The 22323-nt window shown below is 53.0% G+C and carries 20 protein-coding genes and 2 tRNA genes; 19 read left to right on the top strand and 3 right to left on the bottom strand.

Going from position 1 to position 22323, the window contains the following annotated elements:
- Window positions 1–199: 199 nt before the first annotated feature.
- Complete coding sequence (gene greA, locus IAE30_RS06830) at window positions 200–676, top strand: transcription elongation factor GreA (RefSeq protein ID WP_034826545.1); 477 nt, start codon at window positions 200–202, stop codon at window positions 674–676.
- A 128-nt stretch (window positions 677–804) separates the two neighbouring features.
- Here greA and yhbY read toward each other — a convergent pair whose 3' ends face one another.
- The gene (yhbY, locus tag IAE30_RS06825) at window positions 805–1098 is read right to left on the bottom strand and encodes a ribosome assembly RNA-binding protein YhbY (RefSeq protein WP_034826542.1); all 294 of its coding nucleotides are present in this window, start codon (window positions 1096–1098) and stop codon (window positions 805–807) included.
- Window positions 1099–1224: 126 nt separating this feature from the next.
- Between yhbY and rlmE the strand changes: the two genes are divergently transcribed.
- The 17 genes from rlmE (at window position 1225) to IAE30_RS06740 (ending at window position 19286) form a co-directional block, all read left to right on the top strand.
- Entirely contained in the window at window positions 1225–1854 is a 630-nt protein-coding gene (gene rlmE / locus IAE30_RS06820; protein WP_200678639.1) for a 23S rRNA (uridine(2552)-2'-O)-methyltransferase RlmE, read from the top strand.
- A 173-nt stretch (window positions 1855–2027) separates the two neighbouring features.
- Window positions 2028–3959 carry an ATP-dependent zinc metalloprotease FtsH gene (gene ftsH / locus IAE30_RS06815; protein ID WP_034826538.1) on the top strand — a complete coding sequence of 644 codons (1932 nt, stop codon included), beginning with the start codon at window positions 2028–2030 and terminating at the stop codon, window positions 3957–3959.
- 85 nt (window positions 3960–4044) lie between these two features.
- Entirely contained in the window at window positions 4045–4878 is an 834-nt protein-coding gene (gene folP, locus IAE30_RS06810) for a dihydropteroate synthase (protein WP_034826536.1), read from the top strand.
- 3 nt (window positions 4879–4881) lie between these two features.
- Window positions 4882–6216, top strand: coding sequence for a phosphoglucosamine mutase (glmM, locus tag IAE30_RS06805; protein ID WP_038649421.1), 1335 nt, complete (start codon window positions 4882–4884; stop codon window positions 6214–6216).
- A gap of 218 nt (window positions 6217–6434) precedes the next feature.
- The gene (secG, locus tag IAE30_RS06800) at window positions 6435–6770 is read left to right on the top strand and encodes a preprotein translocase subunit SecG (protein WP_034826531.1); all 336 of its coding nucleotides are present in this window, start codon (window positions 6435–6437) and stop codon (window positions 6768–6770) included.
- A gap of 46 nt (window positions 6771–6816) precedes the next feature.
- Window positions 6817–6903: transfer RNA gene (locus tag IAE30_RS06795), tRNA-Leu, on the top strand.
- 59 nt (window positions 6904–6962) lie between these two features.
- Window positions 6963–7039 (top strand) — tRNA-Met (locus IAE30_RS06790).
- Between the two features lie 211 nt (window positions 7040–7250).
- Entirely contained in the window at window positions 7251–7703 is a 453-nt protein-coding gene (gene rimP, locus IAE30_RS06785) for a ribosome maturation factor RimP (RefSeq protein WP_034826528.1), read from the top strand.
- A gap of 24 nt (window positions 7704–7727) precedes the next feature.
- A complete protein-coding gene (gene nusA / locus IAE30_RS06780; RefSeq protein ID WP_034826526.1) occupies window positions 7728–9215 on the top strand; it encodes a transcription termination factor NusA in 1488 nt (495 codons plus the stop codon).
- Between the two features lie 17 nt (window positions 9216–9232).
- On the top strand, window positions 9233–11923 hold the full coding sequence (gene infB / locus IAE30_RS06775) for a translation initiation factor IF-2 (protein ID WP_038649419.1): 2691 nt from the start codon (window positions 9233–9235) through the stop codon (window positions 11921–11923).
- A gap of 65 nt (window positions 11924–11988) precedes the next feature.
- A complete protein-coding gene (gene rbfA, locus IAE30_RS06770) occupies window positions 11989–12396 on the top strand; it encodes a 30S ribosome-binding factor RbfA (RefSeq protein ID WP_034826517.1) in 408 nt (135 codons plus the stop codon).
- Entirely contained in the window at window positions 12396–13340 is a 945-nt protein-coding gene (gene truB / locus IAE30_RS06765; RefSeq protein ID WP_200678637.1) for a tRNA pseudouridine(55) synthase TruB, read from the top strand. Before rbfA ends, truB begins: the two co-directional genes overlap by 1 nt.
- Before the next feature lie 134 nt (window positions 13341–13474).
- The gene (rpsO, locus tag IAE30_RS06760) at window positions 13475–13744 is read left to right on the top strand and encodes a 30S ribosomal protein S15 (RefSeq protein WP_034826514.1); all 270 of its coding nucleotides are present in this window, start codon (window positions 13475–13477) and stop codon (window positions 13742–13744) included.
- 311 nt (window positions 13745–14055) lie between these two features.
- Window positions 14056–16191, top strand: coding sequence for a polyribonucleotide nucleotidyltransferase (pnp, locus tag IAE30_RS06755; RefSeq protein WP_200678635.1), 2136 nt, complete (start codon window positions 14056–14058; stop codon window positions 16189–16191).
- Between the two features lie 129 nt (window positions 16192–16320).
- Window positions 16321–17205 carry a lipoprotein NlpI gene (gene nlpI / locus IAE30_RS06750; protein WP_008104288.1) on the top strand — a complete coding sequence of 295 codons (885 nt, stop codon included), beginning with the start codon at window positions 16321–16323 and terminating at the stop codon, window positions 17203–17205.
- Between the two features lie 103 nt (window positions 17206–17308).
- The gene (gene yrbN, locus IAE30_RS30415) at window positions 17309–17365 is read left to right on the top strand and encodes a protein YrbN (RefSeq protein ID WP_100229640.1); all 57 of its coding nucleotides are present in this window, start codon (window positions 17309–17311) and stop codon (window positions 17363–17365) included.
- Between the two features lie 16 nt (window positions 17366–17381).
- The gene (locus IAE30_RS06740; RefSeq protein ID WP_038649405.1) at window positions 17382–19286 is read left to right on the top strand and encodes a DEAD/DEAH family ATP-dependent RNA helicase; all 1905 of its coding nucleotides are present in this window, start codon (window positions 17382–17384) and stop codon (window positions 19284–19286) included.
- Window positions 19287–19353: 67 nt separating this feature from the next.
- Here the strand turns inward: IAE30_RS06740 and IAE30_RS06735 are convergent, their stop codons facing one another.
- Window positions 19354–20100 carry an SDR family NAD(P)-dependent oxidoreductase gene (locus IAE30_RS06735; RefSeq protein ID WP_038649403.1) on the bottom strand — a complete coding sequence of 249 codons (747 nt, stop codon included), beginning with the start codon at window positions 20098–20100 and terminating at the stop codon, window positions 19354–19356.
- A gap of 183 nt (window positions 20101–20283) precedes the next feature.
- Here IAE30_RS06735 and IAE30_RS06730 point away from each other — a divergent pair, with 183 nt between their 5' ends.
- Entirely contained in the window at window positions 20284–21201 is a 918-nt protein-coding gene (locus tag IAE30_RS06730) for an AraC family transcriptional regulator (RefSeq protein ID WP_200678633.1), read from the top strand.
- A gap of 3 nt (window positions 21202–21204) precedes the next feature.
- Here IAE30_RS06730 and IAE30_RS06725 read toward each other — a convergent pair whose 3' ends face one another.
- Complete coding sequence (locus IAE30_RS06725) at window positions 21205–22215, bottom strand: luciferase-like monooxygenase (protein ID WP_038649397.1); 1011 nt, start codon at window positions 22213–22215, stop codon at window positions 21205–21207.
- Window positions 22216–22323 lie beyond the last annotated feature (108 nt).

Raw genomic sequence — 22323 nt, 5'->3', positions numbered from 1 at the left:
GCGGTGCAAAGTAAACGATGACCCACAGGGAACTCTGGGGTAAAATACGTATCAAAATGCAAAACCGAACCTGACCCGGAAAGCTTTCCGGGTCAGGCTTCTTTTGCTTGTGAAAAGAGGTAACGTGCCGCAGAAGCTGTTTTCTGCTGTCACCGGTCAGGATGACGCCGTTAACCAGGATAGATGACGAGGAGCCAAAATGAATCAGATTCCGATGACGTTGAAAGGCGCTGAGAGCCTGCGTGAAGAGCTGAACGAACTGAAAACCGTGAAGCGTCCGCGCATCATCGCCTCTATTGCCGAAGCTCGTGAGCACGGCGATCTCAAAGAAAATGCCGAATACCACGCTGCCCGTGAAGAGCAGGGTTTTTGCGAAGGCCGTATTCAGGAGATTGAAGCCAAACTCTCCAACGCTCAGGTGATTGATATCACGACGATGCCGAAAACCGGCCGCGTGATTTTTGGTGCTACCGTGACCATTTTGAATGTGGATACGGACGAAGAATTCACTTACCGCATCGTGGGTGATGATGAAGCTGACTTCAAACAAAACCTGATTTCAGTGAACTCGCCGATGGCGCGTGGTTTGATTGGAAAAGAAGCAGACGACGTTGCGATTGTGAAGACACCGGGCGGCGATGTGGAATATGAAGTGTTAAAGGTGGAATACCTTTAAGATATTGCTACGCTTTGAAATGTGTAGCCGCATATTGTAAAGAAAGGAAAAAGGCCGCATAGCGGCCTTTTATCCCATGCAGGAGCATGGCACTTTCTCTGCCCGTCATGGCAGCCTTTACGGCTTAATTAACGTGGCAGAGTAATTTTGCGCTCTTTTGCAGGGCGATACAGCACCAGCGTGTTGCCGATGACCTGTACGTTACAAGCTTTTGTTTCACGTACGATAGCGTCAACGATCAGCTGCTTGGTTTCACGATCTTCAGAGGCAATTTTCACCTTGATCAATTCGTGATGCTCGAGCGCCAGTTCGATTTCGGCGAGCACGCCTTCGGTCAAGCCATTACCGCCCAGCATAACAACGGGCTTAAGTGGATGGGCAAGGCCTTTCAGGTGCTGTTTTTGTTTGGTACTCAGATTCATCGTATTTTTTACTTACTCAGGGATTGAAAACGGTTCATTCTACCGCCATCTCGGGTATATCGCCAAATCAACGCGACTCATTGCGTACTGATTTATCGCTACGATGAAGATTTAATTGGAAAAATTATGACGGGTAAAAAGCGTTCGGCCAGTTCCAGTCGCTGGCTACAGGAACACTTTAGCGATAAATATGTGTTGCAGGCACAGAAAAAGGGGTTGCGTTCGCGCGCCTGGTTTAAACTGGACGAAATTCAGCAGGGTGACAAGCTTTTCAAACCCGGCATGACAGTGGTAGATCTGGGTGCTGCACCCGGTGGTTGGTCGCAATATGCGGTACAACAGATTGGATCCAACGGTCGTATTATTGCCTGTGACTTGCTTGCCATGGACCCGATTGTCGGTGTCGATTTTTTACAGGGCGACTTTCGTGAAGAGGCAGTGCTGAACGCATTGCTGGAGCGAGTAGGTGACCAAAAGGTGCAAGTTGTCATGTCTGACATGGCGCCGAATATGAGTGGTACACCTGCGGTTGATATTCCACGATCGATGTATTTGGTAGAGTTGGCGCTGGAAATGTGTCGGGATATCCTGGCGCCTGGCGGCAGTTTTGTAGTGAAAGTGTTTCAGGGAGATGGCTTCGAGGAATACCTGCGGGAAATTCGCTCCCTATTTACGAAAGTGAAAATTCGTAAGCCAGACGCTTCTCGTTTACGTTCGCGTGAAGTGTATATTGTGGCGACAGGGCGCAAACTATAGCCCTCGGTACCGGAATCAAAGCAAGGCGAACTGCGTTTACTCTGATGTGTAATTCTGAGTTTCAGTGGAAAGCAGTAAAATCATCAGCGCCGCGATTCCAGGTCTGAAGGATATATAGTACCCTACGCTGTCTGTTAACACCGTTGTAATATGAGGTTAATCCCTTGAGTGACATGGCGAAAAACCTGATTCTCTGGTTAGTCATCGCGGTCGTGCTGATGTCTGTCTTCCAGAGCTTTGGGCCCAGCGAGTCGAATGGCCGTAGGGTTGATTATTCAACCTTCCTGTCGGAAGTGAACCAGGATCAGGTCCGCGAGGCACGTATTAACGGGCGTGAGATTAACGTTGTCAAAAAAGACAGTAATAAATATACGACTTACATTCCTGTCAACGATCCCAAGTTGCTTGATAACCTCTTGACCAAAAACGTCAAAGTGATTGGCGAACCACCAGAAGAGCCAAGCCTGCTGGCTTCCATCTTCATCTCCTGGTTCCCAATGCTGCTGTTGATTGGCGTTTGGATCTTCTTTATGCGGCAGATGCAGGGCGGCGGTGGCAAAGGCGCAATGTCCTTTGGCAAGAGTAAAGCCCGCATGCTGACCGAAGACCAGATCAAGACCACGTTTGCAGATGTCGCAGGTTGCGATGAAGCGAAAGAAGAAGTGGGTGAACTGGTTGAGTATCTGCGCGAGCCAAGCCGCTTCCAGAAACTGGGTGGTAAGATCCCGAAAGGCGTCCTGATGGTCGGCCCTCCGGGTACGGGTAAAACTTTGCTGGCTAAAGCGATTGCTGGCGAAGCAAAAGTACCGTTCTTCACTATCTCCGGTTCTGACTTCGTTGAAATGTTCGTGGGTGTCGGTGCATCTCGTGTGCGTGACATGTTCGAGCAGGCGAAGAAAGCCGCACCGTGCATCATCTTTATCGATGAAATCGATGCCGTAGGCCGTCAACGTGGCGCCGGTTTAGGCGGTGGTCATGATGAACGTGAGCAGACGCTGAACCAGATGCTGGTTGAGATGGATGGCTTCGAAGGTAATGAAGGCATCATCGTTATCGCCGCAACTAACCGTCCAGACGTACTTGACCCCGCGCTGCTGCGCCCAGGTCGTTTTGACCGCCAGGTTGTGGTCGGTCTGCCAGATGTTCGCGGTCGTGAACAGATTCTGAAAGTGCATATGCGTCGTGTGCCGCTGGCCACTGACATCGATGCAGCGATCATCGCACGTGGTACGCCGGGCTTCTCGGGTGCTGACCTCGCTAACCTTGTCAACGAAGCGGCACTGTTTGCTGCACGTGGCAACAAGCGTGTGGTCTCGATGGTTGAGTTCGAGAAAGCGAAAGACAAAATCATGATGGGTGCAGAACGTCGCTCCATGGTGATGACGGAAGCGCAGAAAGAATCCACCGCTTACCACGAAGCGGGCCATGCAATTATTGGTCGTCTGGTACCGGAACACGATCCGGTGCACAAAGTGACGATTATTCCGCGTGGACGTGCGCTGGGTGTGACCTTCTTCCTGCCAGAAGGCGATGCGATTAGCGCCAGCCGCCAGAAACTTGAAAGTCAGATCTCGACGCTGTACGGCGGTCGTCTGGCGGAAGAGATCATCTACGGCGCAGAACACGTTTCTACCGGTGCATCTAACGATATTAAAGTCGCCACTAACCTGGCGCGCAACATGGTGACGCAGTGGGGCTTCAACGAGAAGTTAGGTCCGTTGCTGTATGCTGAAGAAGAAGGCGAAGTGTTCCTCGGCCGCTCAGTGGCCAAGGCTAAACACATGTCAGATGAAACAGCACGCATCATCGACCAGGAAGTTAAACACCTGATCGATAGCAACTACCAGCGTGCTCGTGTTCTGCTGGGTGAGAACATGGACATCCTTCACGCGATGAAAGACGCGCTGATGAAGTATGAAACCATTGATGCGCCACAGATTGATGACTTGATGGCTCGCCGTGAAGTTCGCCCACCTGCAGGTTGGGATGATTCAGGCAGCAGCAGTTCATCGGACAACAATGGCACGCCAAAGGCGCCACGTCCGGTTGATGAACCGCGTACGCCAAATCCTGGCAACACCATGTCAGAACAGCTCGACAAATAAGAGGCCACAAACCTCAGCAAAAACCCCGGCCGGTCCGGGGTTTTTTACATTCAGTGATACCGTGATTCCCAAGGAGATTCCCGCCATGAAGTTGTTCGCCCGTGATTCCCATCTCGATCTGTCGTTTCCCCATGTGATGGGTATTTTGAATGTCACGCCGGATTCCTTCTCTGATGGCGGAACACACAACACGTTGGTGGATGCGCTGACCCATACCAATGAGATGGTGAATGCGGGCGCAACCATCATCGATGTCGGCGGGGAATCTACGCGGCCAGGTGCCGATGAAGTCAGCGTAGATGAAGAGTTAGCGCGCGTGATTCCAGTAGTGGAAGCCATTGCTCAGCGTTTTGAAGTGTGGATTTCCGTGGATACTTCAAAGCCAGAAGTGATCCGTGAATCAGCGCGAGTGGGTGCTCACATCATTAATGATATTCGCTCACTGTCAGAACCGGGTGCCTTGGCAGCAGCAGCAGAAACCGGTCTGCCGGTGTGTCTGATGCATATGCAGGGCGAACCTCGTACCATGCAGCAAGCACCTGAATATCAGAATATCGTGGGTGAAGTGGACGCTTACTTCCATGCACAGATTGCACGCTGCGAAGCGGCAGGCATTAAAAAAGAGAATCTGTTGCTCGACCCTGGCTTCGGTTTCGGTAAGAATCTCAACCACAATTATCAACTGCTGGCAGAACTCAGCCATTTCCACCATTTTGGCTTACCGCTGCTGGTCGGAATGTCACGTAAATCGATGATTGGCCAGCTGTTAAATGTCGGCCCGACGCAGCGTCTGACCGGCAGCCTGAGCTGTGCGGTGATTGCCGCTATGCAGGGTGCACAAATTATTCGCGTGCATGATGTTAAAGAGACTGTCGAAGCGATGCGTATTGTTGAAGCGACACGGAGAGCAAAAGGATAAAGCATGAGTAATCGTAAATATTTCGGTACAGATGGTATTCGTGGCAAGGTCGGTGAAGCGCCGATTACCCCTGATTTTGTCCTGAAGCTGGGTTTTGCTGCGGGTAAGGTCCTGGCGCGTTCGGGGTCGCGTAAAGTATTGATTGGTAAAGATACACGCATTTCTGGCTATATGCTGGAATCGGCACTGGAAGCCGGCCTGGCTGCAGCCGGTTTGTCGGCGGCCTTTACGGGCCCCATGCCAACGCCCGCGATTGCCTATCTGACGCGGACCTTCCGCGCAGAAGCCGGCATCGTAATCTCTGCATCGCATAATCCTTTCGACGATAACGGTATCAAATTCTTCTCTGCGGAAGGCACTAAATTACCGGATGAAGTGGAAGAGGCCATTGAGCTTGAGTTAGAGAAGCCGCTAACCTGTGTCGAGTCCGCTGAGCTGGGGCGCGCCAGCCGTATTGTTGACGCTGCCGGCCGCTATATTGAGTTCTGTAAAGGCACATTCCCGAGCGAGTTAAGCCTCAACGGCCTGAAAATTGTGGTGGATTGCGCTAATGGTGCGACCTATCACATCGCGCCTAACGTGCTGCGTGAATTGGGCGCTAAGGTGATTGCGATTGGCGTTCAGCCCGATGGCATGAACATCAACAAAGAGTGCGGCGCAACCGATCTCCGCATGCTGCAGCAGCGCGTGCTGGAAGAGAAGGCCGATTTGGGCCTTGCTTACGATGGCGATGGCGACCGCATCATGATGGTTGATCATCTGGGCATGAAGGTCGATGGTGACCAGATTCTCTACATCATTGCACGTGAAGCGTTGCGTCAGGGGCAACTGCGCGGCGGCGTGGTGGGCACGTTGATGAGTAATATGGGGCTGGAACTGGCGTTGAAACAGTTGGGCATTCCCTTCACGCGTGCCAAAGTGGGTGACCGCTACGTGCTGGAAAAAATGCAGGAGAAGGGCTGGCGCATGGGGGCTGAAAACTCTGGCCATGTCATCCTGCTGGACAAAATCAGTACCGGTGACGGCATCGTGGCAAGTTTGCAAGTGCTCACTGCTATTGTGCGTAATCACATGAGTCTGCATGATTTGTGCAGTGGCATGAAAATGCTGCCGCAGGTTCTGGTTAACGTACGCTTCAGCGGCAGTCATGATCCTCTGGAATCCGAGAGCGTTAAAGCCGTTAGTGCTGAAGTCGAAAAAACGTTAGCAGGGCGTGGTCGTGTATTGTTACGTAAATCAGGTACTGAACCGCTGATCCGCGTGATGGTTGAGGGGGAAGACGAAACTTTAGTCACCGAGTTGGCGCATAAAATTGCTGATGCAGTTAAAGCGGTTTAAAGGGTGTTATCAGGCGGCGAGATCTCGACTTTCCGCCTGTTAAATCACCACCCTGGCGTTTTTTTCCGCAATCAATAAAGTTCGTGAAAATTGCGCTTGCAGAGGTATGCCCCATTGGTTAGTATTCAAACCCGCTTCTGATGGGTGATGACGATACTCCCCGTCAATATTGGTGAAGCTTTAACTGTGCGGATAACGCGCAAGGAAACAGGTTGATTATGTACGAAGCTCTGTTAGTTGTTTTCCTTATTGTTGCGATTGGCCTTGTAGGTCTGATCATGCTTCAGCAAGGCAAAGGCGCTGATATGGGAGCCTCATTCGGTGCAGGCGCCTCTGGTACACTGTTCGGTTCAAACGGGTCAGGTAACTTCATGACACGTATGACTGCAGTACTGGCTACCCTGTTCTTCATTATCAGCTTGATCCTGGGCAATCTGAACACGAACAAGTCTTCTAAAGGAAGCGAGTGGGAAAACCTCACTGCGCCAGCTCAGTCTGAACAGCAGACTCAGCCAGCTAAACCGGCAACCCCGGGCAATGATATCCCGCAGTAACATCGTCAATGCTTTAGCGGCAACATAACGTCGCAGTCAGTGCAGTACCGAGGTGGTGAAATTGGTAGACACGCTACCTTGAGGTGGTAGTGCTCGAAAGGGCTTACGGGTTCAAGTCCCGTCCTCGGTACCAAATCTCAGTAAAACTTGCTTTTTTAGCAAGGTCGGCGTATTATTCGCCACGTTTTCGGACGCGGGGTGGAGCAGCCTGGTAGCTCGTCGGGCTCATAACCCGAAGGTCGTCGGTTCAAATCCGGCCCCCGCAACCACTTTCCCTTAGAGTTCTTTTTCAAATATACTGTATGCATCGACGGACGCATCCTCAGTGTTTTTTGAAAAAAATTCTTTTGGATTGTGTGCCGAAGCCGCTATGCGGCGTACAGGGTCCAGTCACAAAAAGCCCCGAATTTTCGGGGTTTTTTGTTATCAGGAATCGCAATACTGGGCTATAGGCCCTTTTTTTATGTCTTGGGGGTGGGCTTGTCCACATTAGAGCAAAAATTGACTGATTTGATCACCGCTCCAGTAGAAGCGCTTGGCTACGAATTGGTCGGTATCGAATTCGTTCGCGGTCGCACATCGACTTTGCGCATCTATATTGATAGTGAGAATGGTATCAATGTTGATGATTGTGCCGATGTTAGCCACCAGGTCAGCGCGGTAATGGATGTGGAAGATCCCATTACGGTGGCTTACAACCTTGAAGTCTCCTCGCCAGGTCTCGAGCGTCCTCTTTTCACTGCTGAACACTATGCACGTTTCGCCGGTGATGAGGTGAGCCTGACACTGCGCATGGCCGTACAGAACCGCCGTAAATGGCAGGGGATCATCAAATCCGTGGAAGGTGAGATGATCACGGTAACCGTTGAGGGTAACGATGAGGTGTTCGCGCTGAGTAATATTCAGAAAGCGAACCTGGTCCCCCACTTTTAAAAGTCCGGATTGAGGCTAACCAGGATGAACAAAGAGATCTTAGCTGTAGTAGAAGCCGTTTCTAACGAAAAAGCCCTGCCACGTGAGAAAATCTTCGAAGCGCTTGAGAGCGCTTTGGCCACTGCGACTAAAAAGAAGTATGAGCAAGAGATCGAAGTGCGCGTCAGCATTGACCGTCGCAGCGGTGATTTCGATACTTTCCGTCGCTGGCAGATTGTGGAAGAAGTGACACAGCCGACTCGTGAAATTACGCTGGATGCGGCCCGCTTTGAAGACGAAGCGTTCAATCTGGGCGAATACGTTGAAGACCAGATTGAATCTGTCACCTTCGACCGTATCACCACCCAAACCGCCAAGCAGGTTATCGTGCAGAAAGTACGTGAAGCTGAGCGCGCGATGGTGGTTGATCAGTTCCGTCAACATGAAGGTGAAATCATCACCGGCGTGGTGAAGAAAGTAAACCGCGACAGTATCTCACTCGATCTGGGCAGCAATGCTGAAGCTGTGATCGGACGTGAAGATATGCTGCCACGTGAAAACTTCCGTCCAGGCGACCGTATTCGCGGCGTGTTATATGCCGTTCGCCCGGAAGCGCGTGGTGCACAGCTGTTTGTCACTCGTTCTAAACCAGAAATGCTGATCGAACTGTTCCGCATTGAGGTGCCAGAAATCGGTGAAGAAGTTATCGAGATCAAAGCGGCTGCGCGCGATCCAGGTTCACGCGCTAAAATCGCGGTGAAAACCAACGATAAACGTATTGATCCGGTAGGCGCTTGTGTGGGTATGCGCGGTGCGCGCGTCCAGGCTGTATCAAGCGAGCTGGGTGGCGAGCGTATCGATATCGTGCTGTGGGACGATAACCCGGCGCAGTTCGTGATTAACGCCATGGCGCCAGCCGATGTGGCGTCAATCGTGGTGGATGAAGACAATCACACCATGGATATCGCTGTTGAAGCCGGTAATCTGGCTCAGGCGATCGGCCGTAACGGCCAAAACGTGCGTCTGGCTTCCCAACTGAGCGGTTGGGAACTGAACGTGATGACCGTCGATGATCTGCAGGCTAAGCATCAGGCTGAAGCCCACGCAGCGATCGATATGTTCACCAAACATCTCGACATCGACGAAGAGTTCGCCACCGTACTGGTGGAAGAGGGCTTCTCTTCGCTGGAAGAATTGGCTTACGTGCCAATCAACGAGTTGCTGGAAATCGACGGCCTCGACGAAGAGACCATTGAAGCCCTGCGTGAACGAGCCAAAAATGCGTTGACCACCCTGGCATTAGCGAAAGAAGAGAGCCTTGGTAATCAGGAGCCCGCTGAGGATCTTCTGAATCTTGAGGGCCTGGATCGTGCGCTGGCGTATCGCCTGGCGTCTAAAGGCGTTTGCACGCTGGAAGATCTCGCTGAGCAAGGTGTTGACGATCTGACAGATATTGAAGGGCTGGATGATGAGAAGGCCGGTGCGCTGATTATGGCTGCACGTAATATCTGCTGGTTCGGCGATGACGCGTAATAACAGGAAGGAACAGCATGACAGATGTAACCGTAAAATCGCTGGCCGCCGAAATTCAGACTCCGGTCGATCGCCTGGTACAGCAATTTGCTGACGCAGGGATCCGCAAGTCTGAAAACGATGCGGTGTCCCAGCAAGAGAAAGAAACCTTACTGTCCCATTTGAATCGTGAGCACGGTCAGACCGGTTCAAGTAAACTGACATTACAGCGCAAAACGCGCAGCACCTTGAATATTCCCGTCACCGGGGGTAAAAGTAAGTCGGTGCAAATCGAAGTCCGCAAAAAACGCACATACGTGAAAGGTGATGCAGAGTCTGAGCAAGCTCAGGCAGAAGCAGAAGCCGAGGCGCAGCGTGAAGCGGAAGAGCAGGCGCGTCGCGAGGCGGAAGAACAAGCCCGTCGCGAAGCTGAACAAAAAGCGCAACGTGAAGCCGAAGACAAAGCCAAGCGCGAAGCCGCTGACAAGGCTAAACGTGAAGCAGCGGAAAATGAGAAAGTGACTAATCAACCAACCGACGAAGTAACCAAGGCTGCGCAATCTGATAAAGCGCGCCGTGAAGCCGAAGCGGCTGAACTGAAACGCAAAGCGGAAGAAGAAGCACGCCGCAAGCTGGAAGAAGATGCCCGCCGCGTAGCAGAAGAATCTAAACGCCTGGCTGAAGAAAAAGCGGCGGAATGGGAAAAACCTGAAGAAGAAGACAAAGGCGACTATCACGTCACCACGTCTACTCATGCCCGTCAGGCCGAAGACGAGAACGATCGTCAAGTTGAAGCGGGTCGTGCGCGTACACGTACTGCTAAAGCTGCGCGCCCGGTTAAAAAAGGTAACAAGCATTCCGAAGCCAAAACCGACCGTGAAGAAGCGCGTGCGCAAGTTCGTGGTGGTAAAGGCGGTAAGCATCGTAAGCCAAGCTCTCTGCAGCAGGGCTTCAACAAGCCGGTGCAGGCTGTTAACCGCGATGTTGTCATCGGTGAAACTATCACCGTAGCGGAACTGGCCAATAAAATGGCGATCAAAGGTTCTCTGGTTATCAAAGCGATGATGAAGATGGGCGCGATGGCGACCATTAACCAGGTTATCGACCAGGAAACTGCCCAGCTGGTTGCGGAAGAAATGGGTCACAAAGTGATCCTGCGCCGCGAGAACGAGCTGGAAGAAGCGGTAATGGACGATCGTGACACCGATGCCGCGCAGGAAGCTCGCGCGCCAGTGGTCACCATCATGGGTCACGTTGACCATGGTAAAACCTCCCTGCTGGATTACATCCGCTCAACCAAAGTCGCTTCAGGCGAGGCTGGCGGTATTACTCAGCATATCGGTGCTTACCACGTTGAAACTGACAACGGTATGATCACCTTCCTGGACACCCCGGGCCACGCCGCGTTTACCGCAATGCGTGCACGTGGTGCGCAGGCAACGGATATCGTTATCCTCGTCGTTGCAGCCGATGACGGCGTGATGCCACAGACCATCGAAGCTATCCAGCACGCCAAAGCGGCGAAAGTGCCGGTTGTGGTTGCGGTGAACAAGATTGATAAGCCAGAAGCCGATCCAGATCGCGTTAAGAACGAGCTGACTCAGTACGGAATTATTCCGGAAGAGTGGGGCGGCGAGAACATGTTCGTTAACGTGTCTGCAAAAGCCGGTACCGGTATTGATGACCTGCTGAACGTGATTCTGCTGCAGGCTGAAGTTCTGGAGCTGACCGCAATCCGTGAAGGTATGGCGAGCGGCGTGGTTATCGAATCCTTCCTTGATAAAGGTCGTGGTCCGGTTGCTACCGTTCTGGTGCGTGAAGGTACGCTGAACAAAGGCGATATCGTGCTGTGCGGCTTCGAGTATGGCCGTGTGCGTGCGATGCGTGACGAACTGGGTCGTGAAGTGCTGGAAGCGGGTCCATCGATTCCAGTCGAAATCCTCGGTCTGTCTGGTGTGCCAGCAGCGGGTGATGAAGCGACCGTTGTACGTGATGAGAAGAAAGCACGTGAAGTTGCACTGTATCGTCAGGGCAAGTTCCGCGAAGTGAAGCTGGCACGTCAGCAGAAGTCGAAGTTGGAGAACATGTTCGCCAACATGACCGAAGGCGAAGTGTCCGAGCTAAACATCGTGCTGAAGTCCGACGTTCAGGGTTCTGTGGAAGCGATCTCCGATTCCCTGCAGAAACTCTCTACCGACGAAGTGAAAGTGAGAATTATCGGTTCAGGCGTGGGCGGTATTACTGAAACTGACGCCACCCTGGCAGCAGCCTCTAACGCGATTATTCTTGGCTTCAACGTTCGTGCTGATGCTTCTGCCCGCCGCGTGATTGATGCTGAAAGCGTTGACCTGCGTTACTACTCCGTCATCTATAATCTGATTGACGAAGTTAAAGCGGCAATGAGCGGCATGCTGGCACCGGAATTCAAACAGCAGATCATCGGTCTGGCCGAAGTGCGTGACGTATTTAAGTCACCGAAATTTGGCGCCATTGCCGGCTGTATGGTTACCGAAGGCAACATCAAACGTCACAACCCGATTCGCGTACTGCGCGACAACGTGGTGATTTACGAAGGCGAGCTGGAATCTCTGCGTCGCTTTAAAGACGATGTCAACGAAGTGCGTAACGGCATGGAATGTGGTATCGGCGTGAAGAACTACAACGACGTTCGCGTTGGTGACATGATCGAAGTCTTTGAAGTGATTGAAATTAAACGCACCATCGATTGATCATCACTTGATGTGTTGCAATTTGGGAGGCCTCTGGCCTCCCGAATTATTTGGGAGAAAGAAAAATGGCAAAAGAATTTGGCCGCCCACAGCGCGTATCTCAGGAACTGCAGAAAGAAATCGCAATTATCCTGCAACGTGAAATTAAAGATCCACGCCTCGGCATGATGGTGACGGTATCCGGCGTGGAAGTGTCGCGTGACCTGGCGTATGCCAAAGTGTTCGTGACCTTTTTGAATGACCAGGATGAAGATGCGGTAAAAAATGGCCTCAAGGCGCTGAAAGAAGCCTCGGGCTATATCCGTATTCTGGTCGGTAAAGCGATGCGTCTGCGTATCGTGCCTGAACTGACCTTCTTCTATGACAACTCGCTGATCGAAGGGATGCGGATGTCAAACCTGGTTAGCAACGTGATCAAGAGTGACGTTGAGCGTCGTGGTGAAAGCCCGGCGGAAGATGACAAGGAGGACTAATGAGTCGTCCTCGTCGTCGCGGTCGCGACGTCCACGGTGTGTTTTTGCTGGATAAGCATCAGGGCGCATCCTCAAACGATGTGCTGCAGAAAGTGAAGCGTCTGTTTCACGCGAACAAAGCGGGCCACACCGGAGCGCTTGATCCGCTGGCGACAGGCATGCTGCCGATCTGCCTCGGTGAAGCGACGAAGTTCTCGCAGTTCCTGCTCGATTCCGATAAACGCTATCGCGTTATTGCACGCCTTGGCGAGCGTACGGATACCTCAGACGCTGATGGCAATATCGTCGAAACGCGCCCGGTGACCTTCAATCAAGCCCAGCTTGATGCGGCGCTGGAGAGCTTCCTTGGTGACACCTTACAGATACCCACCATGTTCTCTGCGCTGAAGTATCAGGGCCGCAAGCTGTATGAGTACGCGCGTGAAGGCATTACCGTACCGCGTGAAGCGCGTCCGATTACCGTGTTTGAACTGCAGTTTATACGCTGGGAAGGCGATGAGCTGGAGCTGGAAATTCACGTTTCCAAAGGTACCTATATTCGTACCATCATCGATGACCTCGGTGAGAAGCTCGGCTGTGGCGCACATGTAATTATGTTGCGTCGTTTGCAGGTGGCGAAGTATCCGATTGAGCGCATGATCACCTTTGAGCAGTTGCAGGCGATGGCGGCGGAAGCCAACGCAGCAGAAACGCCAGACTACAGTGCACTTGATGCGCTGCTGCTGCCGATGGATAGCCCAGCGGAAGAGTTCCCCATCGTGAATTTGTTGCCCTCTGTCGCTGCTTATTTCAAGCAAGGGATGCCAGTGCAGGCGGCGAATGCGCCTGAACAGGGATTAGTGCGTGTCACTGAAGGTGAAGAGCACAAATTTATCGGCATGGCTGAAATCGCCGAGGATGGGCGCGTGGCGCCGCGTCGTCTGGTGGTTGAGTTTCCCGCCTAATCATTAAGCTCACTTAGACCTAACGGCGCATTTGCGTTGCTATGTGGCGAAGAGTAGAATAGCGCGGCTTTTAAAGCGGGCTGCTGAATTAGAGATCGGCACCCAACCATTCATTTATTATTTCGGAGTTCATTATGTCTCTAAGCGTAGAAGCTAAAGCAGAGATCGTTGCTAAATTCGGTCGTGGTGCTAACGACAGCGGTTCAACTGAAGTTCAGGTTGCTCTGCTGACTGCTCAGATTAACCACCTGCAGGGTCACTTCTCTGAGCACAAAAAAGACCACCACAGCCGTCGCGGTCTGCTGCGCATGGTATCTCAGCGTCGTAAGCTGCTGGACTACCTGAAGCGTAAAGACGTAGCACGTTACACCAGCCTGATCGAAACCCTGGGTCTGCGTCGCTAAGTCTGAAGAATCTGATCAACGATGTAGCACATGCACTATGCAGAAAAGCGCATCTGACGATCAGATTTGTGCGAGTTTCGCGAAAACGGGGCCTTTATGGCCCCTTTTTTCGAGCAATCCGCAGCATTCCGTACCAAACTCATGTATTGTTGCTGAGAGTGATCTTTGCTTGCAGCGTTTCGCGCGGCTAATGAGAGGCTTTACCGCATGAGCGGTTGAAGATTGTCATTAGTCGCGAGGATGCAACTAAAGATCGGTAAACCCCGGCGAGCCCAAAAGTGCTCAGCCCCTCGAATTTAAGGACTTAAATTTTGCTGAACCCGATCGTACGCAAATTCCAATATGGTCAGCATACCGTCACGCTGGAAACCGGCATGATGGCGCGCCAGGCCACTGCAGCAGTTATGGCCAGCATGGATGACACCGCGGTATTCGTGACTGTTGTTGGCCAGAAAAAAACCAAACCAGGTCAGGATTTCTTCCCGCTGACGGTTAACTATCAGGAGCGTACTTACGCTGCTGGTCGTATTCCGGGTAGCTTCTTCCGTCGTGAAGGCCGTCCAAGCGAAGGCGAAACCCTGATTTCTCGTCTGATTGACCGTCCAGTGCGTCCACTGTTCCCGGAAGGTTTCATCAACGAAGTGCAGGTTATTGCGACCGTTGTTTCTGTAAATCCACAAGTTAACCCGGACATCGTTGCGATGATCGGTGCTTCTGCTGCATTGGCGCTGTCTGGTCTGCCATTCAACGGCCCAATCGGTGCTGCACGCGTAGGTTACATCAACGACCAGTACGTTCTGAACCCAACTGCTGATGAGATCAAAACCTCACGTCTGGACCTGGTGGTTGCCGGTACGCAGAACGCGGTTCTGATGGTTGAATCTGAAGCAGAAGTGCTGACCGAAGATCAGATGCTGGGCGCGGTGGTATTCGGCCACGATCAGCAGCAGGTTGTGATTGAAAACATCAACGCACTGGTTGCTGAAGCGGGCAAACCACGTTGGGACTGGCAGCCAGAGCCAGCTAACGATGCACTGATTGCACGTGTTGCTGCACTGGCAGAAGCCGGTATTGCTGATGCTTACCGCATCACTGATAAGCAAGAGCGTTACACTCAAGTTGGCGCAGTTAAAGATGCGACTATCGCTGCGCTGCAGGCTGAAGACGAAACGCTGGATGCTGGCGAAATCGCTGACATCGTTCACGATCTCGAGAAGAGCGTCGTGCGTAGCCGTATCATCCGTGGTGAGCCACGTATCGATGGCCGTGAAAAAGATATGATTCGTGGTCTGGACGTGCGCACTGGCGTACTGCCGCGTACTCACGGTTCTTCTCTGTTCACCCGTGGCGAAACTCAGGCTCTGGTTACTGCAACTCTGGGTACTGCCCGTGATGCACAGAGTCTGGACGAGCTGATGGGCGAGCGTACTGACAGCTTCCTGTTCCACTACAACTTCCCTCCGTACTCTGTGGGCGAAACCGGTATGGTTGGCTCACCGAAGCGTCGTGAAATTGGTCACGGCCGTCTGGCGAAGCGTGGCGTGCTGGCAGTCATGCCTAAGCAGGAAGAATTCCCGTACACCGTACGTGTGGTGTCAGAAATCACTGAATCTAACGGTTCTTCTTCAATGGCTTCCGTGTGTGGTGCTTCTCTGGCACTGATGGATGCAGGCGTACCAATCAAAGCAGCCGTAGCCGGTATTGCGATGGGTCTGGTTAAAGAAGACGAAAACTTCGTGGTTCTGTCTGACATCCTGGGCGATGAAGATCATCTCGGCGATATGGACTTCAAAGTGGCGGGTAGCCGCGACGGTATCACTGCTCTGCAGATGGATATCAAAATTGAAGGTATCACCCGCGAAATCATGCAGGTTGCTCTGAACCAGGCTAAAGGTGCGCGTCTGCACATCCTGAGCGTGATGGAACAGGCAATCAGCACACCGCGTCAGGAAATCTCTGAGTTCGCACCGCGCATTTACACCATCAAGATCAATTCAGACAAGATCAAAGATGTCATCGGTAAAGGCGGTTCTGTTATCCGTGCGCTGACCGAAGAAACCGGCACCACCATCGAAATCGAAGATGATGGCACCGTGAAAATCGCAGCAACCGACGGCAACAAAGCGAAAGAAGCAATTCGTCGTATTGAAGAGATCACCGCTGAAATCGAAGTGGGTCGTATCTACGCTGGTAAAGTGACGCGTATCGTTGATTTCGGTGCCTTCGTGGCGATCGGAGGCGGTAAAGAAGGTTTGGTCCACATCTCTCAGATCGCTGACAAGCGTGTTGAGAAAGTGACCGATTACCTGCAGATGGGTCAGGAAGTTCCAGTCAAAGTGATGGAAGTGGACCGTCAAGGCCGCGTACGCCTGAGCATCAAAGAAGCGACAGAGCAGAAACCAGCGGAAGACACTACCGCTGCGACGAATGCACCTGACGCCGAGTAAGCGTTTACTGATTGGCTTCTCCCTGCTCTGCGGGGAGAAGTGTTTGGATCATCGCGAGGGCGGGAATCCTTGTGCACAGCAGGCGGATGACAGGATGGTTATCCCAATGTTTGTATTCGGGAGTGGGAAATGAAGCCTTTTTTGCGCTGGTGTTTTGTTGCGACAGCTATCACGCTGGCAGGATGCAGCAACTCCAATTGGCGTAAGAACGAAGTTCTGGCAGTACCTTTGCAGCCCACACTGCAGCAAGAGGTGATCCTGGCGCGAATGGAACAAATTCTTGCCAGTCGTGCCCTGACCGATGATGAACGCGCACAGCTATTATATGAGCGCGGAGTGTTGTATGATAGTTTGGGTCTGAGGGCATTAGCGCGAAACGATTTCTCGCAAGCGCTGTCTATAAGACCGGATATGCCTGAGGTGTTTAACTACCTCGGTATATATTTAACGCAGGCAGGCAATTTTGATGCTGCCTATGAAGCGTTTGATTCTGTACTTGAGCTTGATCCAACTTACAACTATGCGCATTTAAACCGTGGTATCGCCCTCTATTACGGCGGTCGATACAAGTTAGCGCAAGATGATCTGCTGGCGTTTTATCAAGACGATCCTAACGATCCTTTCCGCAGCCTTTGGCTCTATCTCGTTGAAAGCGATATGGACGCCGACAAGGCCAAAGTCACGCTGAGACAGCGACATGACAAAGCGGTCCGGGACCAATGGGGATGGAATATTGTCGAGTTCTACCTTGGCGACATCAGTGAAAAAACGCTGATGGAACGTCTCAAGGCGGACGCAACGGATAACACCTCGCTCGCTGAACATCTCAGTGAAACCAACTTCTATTTAGGTAAGTACTACCTAAGTCTGGGGGAGAAGGACGACGCGAAAGCGTTGTTCAAACTGGCGGTCGCTAACAATGTTAACAACTTTGTTGAGCACCGATACGCATTGTTGGAACTGGCGCAACTCGGCCAGACACAAGACGATTTATCAGAATCTGACCAGCAATAGCTGACGAACTTTTATTGCCTGAATACTTGTAAAGTCATCATCTTCAAGGTGAGGGCTTTTCTGTTCGTCAAAACTTCTAATTTGAGCCGGTTCACACTTTTTGATGAAAATGACTGAAAATTTTCACGACGAGTTATGTAGACTGGCCGCCGCAATCTAAGAGGCACGTGTACTACATGACTGATATTCAAACCACTTTTTCTGACCTTGGCCTGAACGCTGACATCCTCGAATCACTGAACGGTATGGGCTACGAAAAGCCATCCCCAATCCAGGCTGAGTGTATTCCTCACCTGCTGGCGGGCCGTGATGTGCTGGGTATGGCGCAGACCGGGAGTGGTAAAACAGCGGCATTCTCCCTGCCGTTACTGAACAACATTGATCCAACTGTCCGCGCACCACAGATTCTGGTGCTGGCTCCAACCCGCGAACTGGCTGTTCAGGTTGCTGAAGCCATGACGGAATTCTCTAAACACATGCGTGGCGTGAACGTGGTTGCCCTGTACGGCGGCCAGCGTTATGACGTTCAGCTGCGCGCACTGCGCCAGGGACCACAGGTTGTCGTAGGTACGCCTGGTCGTCTGCTGGACCACCTGAAACGCGGCACGTTAGATCTGTCTAACCTGCGCGGCCTGGTGCTGGACGAAGCTGATGAAATGCTGCGTATGGGCTTCATCGAAGACGTTGAAACCATCATGGCGCAGATTCCAGACGGTCACCAGACCGCGCTGTTCTCAGCAACCATGCCAGAAGCGATTCGTCGTATCACCAAACGCTTCATGAAAGATCCACAGGAAGTGCGCATTCAGTCAAGCCTGACCACGCGTCCTGACATTTCTCAGTCTTACTGGACCGCTTACGGCCGTAAAACTGATGCGCTGGTGCGTTTCCTGGAAGCGGAAGACTTTGATGCTGCCATCATCTTCGTGCGTACCAAAAACGCCACGCTGGAAGTGGCTGAAGCGCTGGAGCGCAGCGGCTATAACAGCGCAGCACTGAACGGTGACATGAACCAGGCTCTGCGTGAGCAGACACTGGAGCGCCTGAAAGATGGTCGTCTGGACATCCTGATCGCAACCGACGTTGCAGCACGTGGTCTGGACGTTGAGCGTATCAGCCTGGTTGTTAACTATGACATCCCAATGGATGCTGAGTCTTACGTTCACCGTATCGGCCGTACTGGTCGTGCAGGTCGTGCGGGCCGTGCGCTGCTGTTCGTTGAGAACCGCGAGCGTCGTCTGCTGCGTAACATCGAACGCACCATGAAGCTGACTATTCCAGAAGTTGAACTGCCAAATGCAGAACTGCTGAGCGAGCGCCGTCTGGCTAAATTCGCCGCCAAAGTACAGCTGCAGCTGGAAAGCAGCGATCTGGATATGTACCGTGCACTGCTGAGCAAAATGCAGCCGGGCGAAGATCTGGATCTTGAAACACTGGCCGCAGCACTGCTGAAAATGGCACAGGGCGAACGTCCACTGATTCTGCCACCAGAAGCACCACGTCCACCACGTCGTGAGTTCCGCGACCGTGATGATCGTCGTGATTCTCGCGACTCACGTGGTCCACGCGAAAGCCGTGGCGATCGCGGTGACCGTGATGGCGCTCCACGTCGTGAACGTCGTGACGTTGGCGAAATGCAGCTGTACCGCATTGAAGTGGGCCGTGATGATGGTGTTGAAGTTCGTCATATCGTGGGCGCGATCGCTAACGAAGGTGACATCAGCAGCCGTTACATCGGTAACATCAAGCTGTTTGGTACCCACTCAACTATCGAGCTGCCAAAAGGTATGCCGGGCGAAGTTCTGCAACACTTCACTCGCACGCGCATTCTGAACAAGCCGATGAACATGCAGTTGATGGGTGATGCTCCTGCGTTCGAACGTAGTGAACGTCGTCCAGGCGGTCGTGATGGTGAGCGTCGTGGTAATGGCGCACCGCGTGGCGAAGGCGCACCGCGTCGCTTCTCTGAGCGTCGTGAAGGTGGTCGTGACTCAGGCCGTGAAGGCGGACGCTTCAGCCGTGAAGGCGGTCGTGGCCCACGTCCAGAAGGTGCTTCTGCACCACGTCGTCGTGACGCTTAAGCGATAAACGCTTAAAAATAAAAAGGGACGCCTCGGCGTCCCTTTTTTTATGTTCGTAAATTAAACGTTACACGCCGCCGGCAATCAACACCCGCTCTCCACTCACGTAGGCTGACTCTTCTGATGCCAGAAACAGGGCAACCTGCGCCACATCCTCCGGCAGACCAAATCGTCCCAACGGCGTCGCAGCGATCAGCTTCGCTTTGACATCCGGATTCATCTTCTTCGCGGCCAGCAAGCCTTCAGTCAGGATAATGCCCGGTGCCAGCGCATTGACGCGAATATTCCGCGGGCCCAACTCACGCGCCAGGCCTTGGGTTAAGGTATCAATCGCCCCTTTGGTCGCTGCCCATAACACCGAGCCGGGTGTGCTGCGTTGGCTGTTAAGGGCGCTCAGGTTAATGATGGTGCCCCCGCGAGCCGGGAAATGTTTCGCCGCCTGCTGGCAGACCAGTAACGTGCCCAATACATTTACATTGAGCTGCTGCTGCATTTCACTGAGGCTGAGTTCGGCGAAATCGCCGTGATGGAAAATACCGGCATTGTTGACCACGATATCCGGTGCGCCAAACTGCTCGATGCTGCGCGCGAATAAACGCTGCACATCGGCCTCGCGGGAGATATCTGCTTGTACCGCAATGGCATCGCTGCCTAGCTCGCAGATGTCCGTGACCACATCTGCCGCACCCGCTTCATCCTGGCGGTAATTAACAATGACGCGAGCGCCGGCCGCCGCGAAAGTCATAGCAATGGCGGCGCCAATGCCTTTCGAGGCGCCCGTCACCAGCGCGATTTTGCCTTCAAGTGCTTTCATTGTGTTTCTCCACCTGAGAATTCGGGGAAGGGTAAGCATGCGCTGTCCCTACAATTTTGCGGTAGCGCAATCCTGCAAGCTTTTTGCACAATCCTGCAAATGTGCTGTGCAGGGACTAGGCGTAACGCGAGCGAAAGGCGAGAATGCGGGGACAGTGATCACTCATCACGGAGTGCGCAACGCATGATTCATCAGGAACAGTGGCAGCAGTTGGTGGCGATGATCGCTCGCCATACCCCCGAAGATGGCCGCCACTTCAGCCCCATCGATTTTCTCTCTTTTGGCCGAAGCTCCAAACCCACGAGCCTGTCGCACATTGCCACCTGGGCCAGTTTTGCACTGGTGGCGCAAGGGCAAAAAGCATTGCGCATGGGTGAAGACGTGATGCATTACGGACCGGGCGATCTGCTGTTAGTGACGCTGGATATGCCGGTGCAATCCTGCGTGGTGCAGGCTACGGCGGAAAAACCGAATCTGGGCGTCGGGATCACCATCAACGAAACGCGCCTGATGCACTACCTCGAACATTTCCCGCTACAGCAGATTGGCGCAACGGTAACCAATGAACGTGGGATTACGGTACACAAAGTGGCGCCGCCACTGGTCGATGCCGTGATCCGCCTGATTGAGCTGCTGGATCAGCCCCAGGATATTCCGGCGCTGGCACCGTTAATTGAACAGGAAATTTTCTATCGACTCCTCACCGGTCCGGAAGGGCCGCGCATCCTCAACATGGCGTTGACGGAACGACCGGGCAACAAAGTGGCGCGCGCGGCACGTTGGCTACGCGAAAACTTTCATCAGCCGCTTAAAATGGATCAGCTGGCCAGCAGTGTGGGCATGAGTATTTCATCGCTGCACCATCACTTCAAATCGGTCACAGCCATGACACCAATGCAGTATCAAAAGCAGCTGCGTCTTAACGAAGCGCGGCGTCTGATGCTGGTTGATAAGTTGGATGCGGGAACCGCAGGGTATCGCGTGGGGTATCAGAGTGCTTCACAGTTTAGCCGCGAATACAGCCGCTTTTACGGGCAATCGCCAGCGCGGGATGTGCGCATGGTCGCAGTGGGGCCAGAAGGCCTGTCCCCACCGCAGTAAGCTTTACAGTGAACGAGCGGCTTCCATGGCCAGCGCGAACGAGCGCAAGCGGGCTTGCGGATCGAAAATCTGGCCATTCACCATGATTTCATCGGCCTGCGTTTCACGCATCAGCGCAGCCAGTCCCTGACGCACTTTATCGCTGTCACCGACAATCGACATGCTCAACGCCTGCTGTACACCGTACTGCTCTGATGGCGACCAGAGGTTGTCCATGTTCTCGACCGGTGCAGGCAGCGGGCCGGGTTTGCCACGGCGCAGATTAATAAATTGCTGCTGCATCGAGGTAAACAGGAACCGCGCATCGCGCTCGCTATCCGCCGCGACCACGTTGACGCACACCATGGCATACGGTTTTGCCAGACGTGCTGAAGGCTTGAATTTCTCACGATAGAGATGCAGGGCCTGGAACAACAGGTCCGGTGCAAAGTGGGAAGCAAAGGCGAACGGCAGGCCGAGCTGCGCGGCCAGCTGTGCGCTGTAGAGGCTGGAACCCAACAGCCAGACAGGAATTTTCAAGCCTAAACCCGGCACTGGCTGCACTGGCGGATGTTCACCCTCTTCGGCATCAAACCAACGAATCAGTTCTGCCACATCTTCCGGGAAGCTATCGGCCTGGGCGCTGGAGAGATGGCGGCGCAGCGCGAGCATGGTGCGCTGGTCAGAACCCGGTGCACGGCCCAGCCCTAAATCAATACGGCCAGGGTATAACGATTCGAGCGTACCAAACTGTTCAGCGATCACCAGCGGTGCGTGGTTGGGCAGCATAATACCGCCAGAACCGAGGCGCAGAGTTTCGGTATTCGCGGCCAGGTAGCCAATCAACACGGAGGTTGCCGCACTGGCGATACCGGTCATGTTGTGGTGCTCAGCGAGCCAGTAACGATGGAAACCAAGGGCTTCAGATTGACGCGCCAGCGCCAGCGAATTGTGGAAAGCTTCGCGCGCAGCAGAACCTTGCGGGATAGGTGCAAGATCCAGTACGGACAGGCGAACTGTTTTTTTCTCAGACATGGGCACTCCAGATAAGGATGGCGCAGGTGTTATCAGACCTGCGCCAGTCAGTATTACGCATCATTACCCATATTAAAACTGCTATTAACAGCAGGAATATAGCCGGAA

Origin of the sequence: Pantoea sp. S61, assembly GCF_016625145.1 — a bacterium.
Taxonomy (GTDB): Bacteria; Pseudomonadota; Gammaproteobacteria; order Enterobacterales; family Enterobacteriaceae; genus Pantoea; species Pantoea rwandensis_B.
This window is presented reverse-complemented; position numbering and strand designations above follow the sequence as displayed.